This window comes from Clostridium sp. (genome assembly GCF_029258205.1).
Lineage (GTDB): Bacteria > Bacillota > Clostridia > Clostridiales > Clostridiaceae > Sarcina.
On record NZ_JARHZJ010000087.1, the window covers coordinates 53,357 to 63,795 of the forward strand.

The window sequence follows — 10,439 nt, forward strand, 5'->3', positions numbered from 1 at the left end:
GTAAAAAAAGATGAAAGACTCTTCAAACCTGTTAGAAATGCGAAATATCTCTAAAGAATTCCCTGGGGTTAAAGCCTTAGATAATGTAACATTAAAAGTAAAAAAAGGGTCTGTGCATGCCTTAATGGGAGAAAATGGTGCTGGCAAATCAACATTAATGAAATGTCTATTTGGTATATATCACCCTAATTCAGGAGAAATTTTTATTTCTGGCCAAAAGGTACAATTTAAAAATTCAAAACACGCCTTAGATAACGGAGTATCTATGGTTCACCAAGAACTAAATCAAGTTAGAGAAAGAAATGTTATGGATAATCTTTGGCTTGGAAGATATCCTAAAAAAGGACTTTTTATAGATGAAAAGAAAATGTATGATGAAACAAAAAAAATCTTTAAAGATTTAGATATAAATGTTAATCCTAAAGATAAAGTTTCTACTCTATCTGTTTCTCAAATGCAAATGGTTGAAATAGCCAAGGCTGTTTCGTATAATTCTAAAATAATAGTAATGGACGAGCCTACTTCCTCTTTAACAGAAAAAGAAGTAAGTCACTTATTTAAAATAATAAATAAACTTAGAAAGCAAGGAATAAGTATAATTTACATTTCTCATAAGATGGAAGAAATATTAGAGATTTCTGATGAAGTTACCATAATGAGAGATGGTAAATTAATTACTACTGAAAACGCATTAAATCTGACTATGGATTTAATAATCAAACTTATGGTTGGACGCGAACTTACTGATAGATTCCCTAAAAAGGATCATATTCCTAAAGAAACTATTTTAGAAGTAAATAATCTTAGTGATACAAAAAATGAATTAAAGAATGTTTCCTTTAGACTTAGAAAAGGAGAAATTTTAGGAATTGCAGGTCTTGTTGGCGCTAAAAGAACTGAGACCTTAGAAACCTTATTTGGCCTTAGAGAAAAGGGCTCTGGGGACATAATTTTACACGGCAAAAAAGTTGATAACAGTAAGCCTTTTAAGGCTATGCAAAATGGGTTTGCTCTTGTTACTGAAGAAAGACGACAAACTGGAATCTTTGGAAAATTACCTATAGATTTTAATTCTATAATAGCTAATATAGATAGTTATAAAACCTCAACAAGTCTTTTAGCAAACGGAAGAATATATAAGGATACTCAGTGGGTTATAGATTCAATGAAAGTAAAAACCCCAAGCCAAAAAACTCTAATCGGTAGCCTCTCTGGTGGTAATCAACAAAAGATAGTAATTGGAAAATGGCTTCTTAGAAAACCTGAAATACTACTTCTAGATGAGCCTACTAGAGGTATAGATGTTGGTGCTAAATTTGAAATATACCAACTTATAAATGAACTTGCTAAAGAAGACAAAGGAATAATTATGGTTTCTTCTGAAATGCCTGAACTTTTAGGTGTATGTGACAGAATACTAGTCATGAGTAATGGTAGAGTTTCTGGCATAGTTAATGCTAATGAAACTACCCAAGAGGAAATTATGCATCTATCTGCAAAATATCTATCAGTAACAGGAGGAGTTAACAATGCAAACAAAATCAAAGAAAAAGTTTAATTTAAATAGCCAATGGTTAATGAATAATGCTATTTATATAGTTTTAGTGGCCTTATTAATAGGAATTTGTATTATTTCACCAGATTTCTTATCATTAAAAAACTTTATTAATATATTAAGTCAATCCTCTTCGCGTATAATAATAGCTCTTGGGGTTGGAGGAATACTTTTAACTGAAGGTACTGACCTTTCTGCTGGTAGAACTGTTGGTCTTGCTGCCGTAGTTTCAGCTTCTTTACTTCAAGCTGGAGATTATGCATATAAAATGTATCCTAATTTACCAGAATTACCAATATTTATTCCAATTTTAATATCTATGGCTGTTTGTGGAATAGTTGGTCTTGTAAATGGATTAGTTGTTTCTAAATTTAATGTTCCTCCATTTATAGCTACTCTAGGAATGATGACAGGAATATATGGATTAAACTCAATATACTTTGATAGACCTCCATATGGAGCTATGCCAATAGGTGGTCTTAGCCAATCATTTAGTAAATTTACACTTGGATCCATACCTGTGTATGGAAATATAAAAATACCTTATTTAGTTATATATGCAATTATTGCAATAGCTATAATTTGGACTTTATGGAATAAAACTAAATTTGGTAAAAATCTTTATGCTATAGGTGGTAATAGAGAGGCTGCCGTAGTTTCAGGCGTAAATGTTTTTAAAACACTTTTATTAGTTTATTTGTTAGCTGGAGTTCTTTATGGCTTTGCAGGTACTCTAGAAGCTGGTCGTGTTGGTAGCGCCACTGCTAGTACTGGTGAAATGTATGAACTAGATGCCATAGCCTCCTGTGTTGTTGGTGGAGTTTCTACTGCTGGTGGAGTTGGTACTGTTCCTGGAATAGTAACTGGTGTTTTAATATTCCAAGTTATAAACTATGGTCTAGCTTTTATAGGTGTTAGCCCTTATTTACAATTCGTTATAAAAGGTTTAATTATAGTTCTAGCTGTAGCTCTTGATATGAGAAAATACATGAAAAAGAACTAATAAAAAATGTATGGAAGAATATTTCTTCCATACATTTTTATATACACTTAAATTCAAAAGTTGTTTTTTGATAATACTCTTCATTTTTTTTAAGTATTATATCCTCTAAAAAACAATCATCATATCCTATTGGCAAACTTTGTGTTTCAAAACATATTCCATCATGCTTCTTTGCTACTTTGCCATTTTCTAAAGGTAATTCATCTGGAAAATTCATAGAATAACATAATACTGCTTTTTGATTTGTTTTAACCTTCATAATTCTTCCTGATACTTCATCTACTAACATTAAATCAAAATCACCTTTTTTATTTAAAATCCATGGATGATCATATCCTGAACCAATTTCTAGTTGCAAGTTATTTTTATTTATATCTTCACCTATGTTTTTTGCTTCCCTAAAATCAAAAGGTGTTTTTTCTACACTTAAAAAAATTCCTGTTGGAATTAAATTTTTATCTAACTCACATATTTTGTCTGAATCTATATAAATTTTTTGTTCTAATACATTTCTTTTATTGTTTCCTGATAAATTAAAATATGAATGATTAGTTAAGTTTACTACTGTGTCTTTATCTGAAGAAGCTCTATATTCTATAGAAAGTTTGTTCCATTCAAGAGAATAAGTAACCTTAACATTTAAATTTCCTGGGAATCCTCCTTCTCCATCCTTACTAAAACAAGTAAATGTTACTATAGAGTTTTCTTCATCCTCATTATATGAGTAATCCCAAATTTTTTTACTAAAACCTTTATATCCTCCATGAAGACAATTTCCATTATTATTTTTATCTAACTCATAATTAACATCATTTAATTTAAAGGAACCATTTCCTATTCTCCCTGCTACTCTTCCTACTACAGCACCTAAACTTGAAGGATTCTCAATGTAACTTTCTTCATCTTTATAAGCAAGTACTATATTCTCTTTATTTCCATACCTATCCTCTACATTTATTTTTTCTATAACAGCTCCTAAATTTAATATTTCCACATAAACTTTATCATTTTTTAATATTATTTTACTTATTTCATCATTAATTTTACTTTCTATAACCAAATCATTCACTCTCCCTCTCATATTTATAATTTAATTCTAACAACTTACTAAGACTTTTTCAACAATCTTTATCCTCTTAAACATGCTAATTTTAAGAATTTTATAAAAAATTTTATATTTAAAAACAACTTAATAAAAATAGTAAAATTTTTAGTAAAATATTTGATTTTTATTTTTTGTAATCGTATAATTATATTACAGATTTTCTATTAGGAGGTATATCATGGAATTAAATACACTTAAATCAACTTTTGTTAATAATTTTGGTAAAGAACCAACTTCATTATTTTTCTCACCAGGAAGAATAAATCTTATAGGTGAACATATTGACTACAATGGAGGATTCGTATTCCCTTGTCCAATAACTCTTGGAACTTTTGCAGCAGCAAGCTTAAGAAATGATAGAATTTGTAGAGCTTACTCTCTTAACTTTGAATCTCTTGGCATAATAGAGTTTTCTTTAGATGATTTATCTTATAAAAAAGAGGATAATTGGACAAACTATCTTAAAGGAGTACTAAAAGTGCTTATAGAAAAAGGCTATAAAATAGATAAAGGTATTGACTTAGTTATCAATGGAAATCTTCCAAACGGAGCTGGTCTTTCATCTTCAGCCTCTTTAGAAATGTTAATAGTAAAAATTTTAGATACATTCTTTTCACTTAATATCTCAAAAGTAGATGCAGCACTAATAGGTAAAGAGGTTGAAAATAATTATATAGGTGTTAATAGTGGTATAATGGATCAATTTGCTATTTCTTTAGGAGAAAAGGATAAGGCAATTTTACTTGACTGCAATAGCTTATATTATGAATATGTTCCTTTAAATTTAGGAGATAATTCAATCATTATAATGAATACTAATAAGAGACGTGAACTTGCAGATTCTAAATATAATGAAAGAAGAAAAGAATGTGATGATTCATTAGATACTTTAAAGAAATATACCAATATTTCTTCTCTTTGCGAACTAACTCCATTAGAACTTGAAACATATAAAGATAAAATAGATGATTCTAATAAATTACACAGATGTACACATGCTATTTCTGAAAATGAAAGAGTAAAAGATGCTGTAAAAGCTTTAAAAGAAAATAATATTGAATTATTCGCACAACTTATGAACCAGTCTCATATTTCCCTTAGAGATGATTATGAAGTTACTGGTAAAGAATTAGATACTCTAGCTGAAAATGCTTGGAAACAACCTGGTGTTTTAGGTGCTCGTATGACTGGTGCTGGCTTTGGTGGATGTGCTATAGCAATAGTTAATAATAATCATGTTGATGAATTCATAAAAAATGTTGGACAGGCTTACAAGGATACTATAGGATATGATGCATCATTCTACGTTGCTTCTATAGGTAATGGCCCTACTGAACTTTAAAATAAAACTTTGGCTATCTAAACTAAAGATAGCCTCTTCAATTCAATTAAGGGGGATTTTTGATGTATAATTTAAATGCTTTAATAGATAGATTAATAGAAATATCAACAAATAACAATCTCATAGAAGACACGGATACTGTGTACACTAGAAATAGACTTCTTAGTGTATTCAATGAAGATAATTATACTCCATACCAAGAAAAGCTTACTCTTTCTTTTCATGATACATTAAATGAACTAATAAATATAGCTATAGAAAAGAAAATCATAGAAGATGCTTTGTATTCAAAAGATATATTTTCTAGTGATATAATGAATATATTTTTGCCTATACCATCTTTAATAAATAAGGAATTTTACAAAAGATATGCTATTTCACCTAAAGAAAGCACAGATTATTTCTACTCTTTAAGTAAAAGTTCAAATTATATAAGAACTGATAGAATATCTAAAAATATAAATTTTAAAGCACCATCTAAATATGGTAATATGGATATTACAATAAATTTATCAAAACCTGAAAAAGACCCTAAAGAAATAGCTTTAGCAAGAAATTCTGTTAAAAGTAATTATCCAAAATGTTTATTATGTATAGAAAATGAGGGCTATGAGGGAACAGTAAATCATCCTGATAGAGCTAATCATAGAATGATAAGATTAAATCTTAATGATAGAACCTGGATGCTTCAATACTCTCCTTATCTTTATTATAATGAACATTGTATAATACTTTCAGAAGAGCATGTTCCAATGAAAATAGATATTTCAACCTTTAAAAATTTATTAAGTTTTGTGGATAAGTTCCCTCATTACTTTGCTGGTTCAAATGCTGATTTACCTATAGTTGGAGGTTCTATTCTTTCCCATGAGCATTATCAAGGAGGTAACCATAGATTCCCTATGAATGATGCTAAGAAACTATTTGATTTCTCTATAGATGGATTTGAAGATTTAGAGTGCGAAGCTATTAAATGGCCAATTTCTACTATAAGATTAAGAGGAGAAAATATAGAATCTCTAGTATTAGCTTCTGATTTAATACTAAAAAAATGGAGAGATTATTCAGATGTATCTTTAGATATCTTAGCTTATTCTAATAATGAACCACATAATACAATAACACCTATGGTAAGAAAGGAAGATGGAAAATTCGTAGTTGATTTATCTCTTAGAAATAACAGAACTTCTAAAGAACATCCTCTTGGAATATTCCATCCTCATGAAGAAGTTCATCACATCAAAAAGGAGAATATAGGTTTAATAGAAGTTATGGGACTTGCTGTTTTACCTGGAAGACTTCTAAATGAGCTTGAAAAAATAAAAAAATACTTAAAAAATGAAATTTCTTTAGATAATATTGAAGAATACCACAAATCATGGGTTCTTGAATTAAAGAAAAAATTTGATTATTTAAAATCATCAACAGATTTAAATGACTTTGTAAATAAAGAATTATCAAATAAATTCGTATCTGTTTTAGAACATTGTGGTGTGTTTAAATTAAATAAAGAAGGCTTAGAAGGTTTCAACAGATTTACAAATTCACTTAATAGCTAAATAAAATAGAGATGTATCACTAATAAAACTTATGCTTTATTTTGATGCATCCCATTTATTTTAATATACTATTATTATATTATTTTTAAACTAATACTTATAAAAGCAACTTCCTCCTATAAACTCTCTTAAAATTGAGTTTTCCGGTACTCTTTCTGGTTTAACTTCAACAAAAAACTTTAATGTATTTATTATTCTTTTAGCTTCATAGTAAACATCGCTGTTTTTATCTACTTTTTCCAATTCTCTTAGAGCATACTCCTTTAATACTGATAATTCATAAACTAAAGTTGAGTTAAACATAACATCTGCTTCTTCTTGATAAACAAATATATTTTTTTCCTCTCCTCTTTTTATAGAACTCCACATTTCTAAAGTTTGCTCTGCTCCATATCCTCTTGATAAAAAATCCCTAACTATACGTCTTATTTTTCTTACATCTGTAGTTGGTATTCTATTATGGTTATCTAAATTTAATTGTGTTAAAGCTGAAATATAAACCTTAAACTTATTCTTTGAATTAATTTTTTCAGTAAGTTTTGGATTTAGTCCATGTATTCCCTCTATAACAAGTACTCCATTATCAGGAAGTTTAATTTTATTACCTAACCATTCTCTTTCTCCTATTTTAAAATTATAAGAAGGTATTTCCACTTCTTTACCATCTAAAATATCATAAAGATTCTTATTAAATAATTCTAAATCTAAGGCATTTATAGATTCAAAATCTGGTTTTCCTTCTTCATCTAAAGGAGTGTGAGTTCTATTTATAAAATAATCATCTAATGATATAGCTATTGGTATATAACCATTAACTCTTAGCTGTATAGCAAGTCTTTTTGAAAATGTTGTTTTTCCTGAAGATGAAGGTCCTGCTACTAAAACAATTTTAACATCTTTTCTTTCACTTATCATATCTGCTATTTGCGCTATTTTTTTCTCATGTAAAGCTTCAGAAACTCTTATTATATCTGAACACTCTTCTCCAACTAATTTATAATCTAATGAACCTACATCTGGAGTTCCTAATATATTTAGCCATGTTTCATTTTCTCTAAACACATTAAATAACTTTTTTTGTTCCTTAAATATAGGTACAACTGTTGGATTCTTATGGCTTGGCACCATAAGTATAAAACCTGGATCATAATATATTAAATCAAAATATTTTAAAACACCTGTAGAGTATGCCATATCTCCATAAAAATAATCATATCTATCCTCTAATTTATATAAGTTTACATACTTTTCTTGAACCCAATGTAATAAATCAACCTTATCCTTCATCTTATAAGATTTAAATATATCTATAGCCTCTTCTTTTGGCATCTTTATTTTTTCTATTATAATATTTTTATATATTATATCTTGCATTTTTTTCTTTATTTTTAATATATCTTCTTCATCTAAAGCTTTTTCTTTGTGAATTTCCCCAAAAGTTCCCTTGCTTATAGAATGCTCTATATTTATTCTAGCCTCCTTAAATAAATCTAAAGTTGCTTTTATAAATACAAACTGTAAAGTTCTACTATAAGCTATTTTCCCATGTGGATCACTTATATTTACAAGTTCTATATCTCCATCCTTATTTATTAAGTCAGTAAATTCATAATACTTATTCTTTTGCCTAACTAAAGTAATAGGTATTTTTTCATTTATATAGTCTTTTTTTAAAATTGCTGAATATTTTTCTCCCTCATTAAATAATAAATTTTCCCCATTTACATTAACCCTAAAGCTTTTCATAAACACCATTCCTCTCTACTTATAAGCAACCTTATTGTTATTATACACTTAAAACTAAAAAAAATTTATCTATTTATGTATAAATATCCTTTAAATTTGTTACCCTATTTTATTAGAGGAGGTGTTTTTTATGCTAATAACTTTTATAAGAACAGCAATACTTTATTTTATTGTAATTATAAGTATTAGACTTATGGGTAAACGTCAAATTGGGGAGTTACAACCTTATGAACTTGTAATAACCTTAATGCTATCCGATCTAGCATCCTTACCAATGCAAGATACTCGTCTTCCTCTCCTTTTAGGAATAGTACCTATAATTACACTTTTATTTGTGAAAATATTAATATCTGAAATCCAACAACATAGCCGTTTATTCGAAAAACTCCTAGATGGTACTCCTTCCATAATAATAAGTAATGGAGAAATCAATCTAGAAATGATGAAAAAACAAAGGTTAACAATGAATGATATATTAGAAGAGTTACGAAGTGCTGGTTATTTAGATATAAGTGACATTGAATATGCGATTATAGAAACTAATGGAACCATATCAATTATTCCTAAAAGCGCTTGTGACACTGTTAAAAGAAAAGATTTAAACATAAAGCAAAATGAATCAAAAATTCCAGTTGTTTTATTGGAAAGAGGACGTTTAAACAAAAAGGCTCTACAAAGAATTAACAAAGATGAAAAATGGTTGGATGAAAAACTAAAATCTCTTAATTATCCACCTAGGGATAAATTATTCCTAATAATGATAAATTCTAATGGAAAATTATTTGTTCAAAGAAAAAATCAGAAAGATAAAGAGGATATCATATTATGAAAAACACCATAATTTCATCATTAATATTTTTTTTACTCCTTATTTCTGTTCTATTTTTTAATAGTAAACTAATAGATGTATGTGATAAGGTAAATGATTATAGCAATAAAATAGAAAATTCCTTAAATAAAGGAGACTTTTACAAAGCTTATGAAGAGTCTTTAATCTTAAGTAATTTCTTAGAAGAAAATTATGTTTCTTTATCTCTTTACATAAACCATGAACAATTAGATAATTTAAGCAAAGAAATACTTAGTTTAACTCAATATATAAAAACTGAAGATGATTCAAACGCTTTATCCTCTGTACACATAATTAAGAGCTATACAAAGCATATAAAGGATATTCATAAAGTAAATATAGGTAATATTTTAAATTCAAACCTAAAAAATATATTTTATTGTGGAATTTATAATAATTTTAGTTTATAATGTTAGTGAAAGGGGTAAGTCCCACATGGACTTTTTATGTCCCTGCATAAAGTTAATGAAAGATTTTGAAAGGTGGTAAACAAAATGGCATTAGTTAACGCAAAAGAAATGTTAAATAAAGCAAGAGAAGGAAAATATGCTGTTGGTCAATTCAACATAAACAACTTAGAATGGACAAAAGCTATATTATTAACTGCTCAAGAAAATAACTCACCAGTTATATTAGGAGTATCAGAAGGCGCTGCTAAATATATGTGTGGATTCAAGACAATAGTTGGAATGGTTAATGGAATGTTAGAAGAGTTAAAAATAACTGTTCCTGTAGCATTACACTTAGATCATGGTAGTTATCAAGGAGCTATAGATGCTATGGCTGCTGGATTCTCATCAGTAATGTTTGATGGATCACACTACTCAATCGAAGAAAACATAGTTAAAACTAAAGAAATAATCGACTTAGCTACTGCTAAAAATGTATCAGTTGAAGCTGAAGTTGGATCAATCGGTGGAGAAGAAGATGGTGTTGTTGGAGCTGGAGAAATAGCAGATCCTGCTGAATGTAAACAAATAGCTGACTTAGGAGTTACTATGTTAGCTGCTGGTATCGGAAACATTCACGGAAAATATCCTGAAAACTGGGCTGGATTAAACTTTGAAGCTTTAGCTAACATTAAAGATGCTACTGGAGATATGCCTTTAGTATTACACGGTGGTACTGGAATCCCTTCAGATATGATCGCAGAAGCTATATCATTAGGAGTATCAAAAATAAATGTTAATACTGAGTGTCAATTATCATTTGCTGAAGCTACTCGTAAATATATAGAAGCTGGAAAAGACTTAGAAGGAAAAGGATTTGACCCAAGAAA

Annotated in this window: 9 protein-coding genes; 7 read left to right on the plus strand and 2 right to left on the minus strand. The window is 28.5% G+C overall.

Annotated elements, in window-relative coordinates:
• Positions 1-10: 10 nt before the first annotated feature.
• The gene (gene mglA, locus Q1J60_RS10585) at positions 11-1,558 is read left to right on the plus strand and encodes a galactose/methyl galactoside ABC transporter ATP-binding protein MglA (protein WP_300261927.1); all 1,548 of its coding nucleotides are present in this window, start codon (positions 11-13) and stop codon (positions 1,556-1,558) included.
• Positions 1,530-2,558 (plus strand): galactose/methyl galactoside ABC transporter permease MglC, encoded by a 1,029-nt coding sequence (mglC, locus tag Q1J60_RS10590; RefSeq protein ID WP_300261931.1) that lies wholly within the window; start codon positions 1,530-1,532, stop codon positions 2,556-2,558. The genes mglA and mglC overlap by 29 nt, the downstream gene beginning before the upstream one ends.
• Before the next feature lie 37 nt (positions 2,559-2,595).
• Here mglC and Q1J60_RS10595 read toward each other — a convergent pair whose 3' ends face one another.
• Positions 2,596-3,618: an aldose epimerase family protein gene (locus tag Q1J60_RS10595; RefSeq protein WP_423249129.1), complete on the minus strand. Its 1,023-nt coding sequence runs from the start codon at positions 3,616-3,618 to the stop codon at positions 2,596-2,598.
• A 223-nt stretch (positions 3,619-3,841) separates the two neighbouring features.
• On the opposite strand from Q1J60_RS10595, the gene Q1J60_RS10600 reads away from it, so the two are divergent.
• Entirely contained in the window at positions 3,842-5,005 is a 1,164-nt protein-coding gene (locus Q1J60_RS10600) for a galactokinase (protein ID WP_300261936.1), read from the plus strand.
• Positions 5,006-5,067: 62 nt separating this feature from the next.
• Positions 5,068-6,564 (plus strand): UDP-glucose--hexose-1-phosphate uridylyltransferase, encoded by a 1,497-nt coding sequence (locus tag Q1J60_RS10605; protein ID WP_300261940.1) that lies wholly within the window; start codon positions 5,068-5,070, stop codon positions 6,562-6,564.
• 90 nt (positions 6,565-6,654) lie between these two features.
• Here the strand turns inward: Q1J60_RS10605 and Q1J60_RS10610 are convergent, their stop codons facing one another.
• A complete protein-coding gene (locus Q1J60_RS10610; protein WP_300261942.1) occupies positions 6,655-8,310 on the minus strand; it encodes a nucleoside kinase in 1,656 nt (551 codons plus the stop codon).
• A 130-nt stretch (positions 8,311-8,440) separates the two neighbouring features.
• Between Q1J60_RS10610 and Q1J60_RS10615 the strand changes: the two genes are divergently transcribed.
• The 3 genes from Q1J60_RS10615 to fba form a co-directional block, all read left to right on the plus strand.
• Complete coding sequence (locus Q1J60_RS10615) at positions 8,441-9,139, plus strand: DUF421 domain-containing protein (protein ID WP_300261944.1); 699 nt, start codon at positions 8,441-8,443, stop codon at positions 9,137-9,139.
• Complete coding sequence (locus Q1J60_RS10620) at positions 9,136-9,570, plus strand: DUF4363 family protein (RefSeq protein WP_300261947.1); 435 nt, start codon at positions 9,136-9,138, stop codon at positions 9,568-9,570. The genes Q1J60_RS10615 and Q1J60_RS10620 overlap by 4 nt, the downstream gene beginning before the upstream one ends.
• 84 nt (positions 9,571-9,654) lie before the next feature.
• Positions 9,655-10,439, plus strand: a 785-nt coding sequence (fba, locus tag Q1J60_RS10625; RefSeq protein ID WP_300261948.1) for a class II fructose-1,6-bisphosphate aldolase, incomplete at its 3' end; no start/stop codon positions are given.

Bases quoted from the DNA above. Each gene is read 5' to 3' on its own strand.
- mglA (WP_300261927.1), top strand. From the start codon at position 11: ATGAAAGACTCTTCAAACCTGTTAGAAATGCGAAATATCTCTAAAGAA.
- Q1J60_RS10600 (WP_300261936.1), top strand. From the start codon at position 3,842: ATGGAATTAAATACACTTAAATCAACTTTTGTTAATAATTTTGGTAAA.
- Q1J60_RS10610 (WP_300261942.1), bottom strand. From the start codon at position 8,310: ATGAAAAGCTTTAGGGTTAATGTAAATGGGGAAAATTTATTATTTAAT.
- Q1J60_RS10615 (WP_300261944.1), top strand. From the start codon at position 8,441: ATGCTAATAACTTTTATAAGAACAGCAATACTTTATTTTATTGTAATT.
- Q1J60_RS10620 (WP_300261947.1), top strand. From the start codon at position 9,136: ATGAAAAACACCATAATTTCATCATTAATATTTTTTTTACTCCTTATT.
- mglC (WP_300261931.1), top strand. From the start codon at position 1,530: ATGCAAACAAAATCAAAGAAAAAGTTTAATTTAAATAGCCAATGGTTA.
- Q1J60_RS10605 (WP_300261940.1), top strand. From the start codon at position 5,068: ATGTATAATTTAAATGCTTTAATAGATAGATTAATAGAAATATCAACA.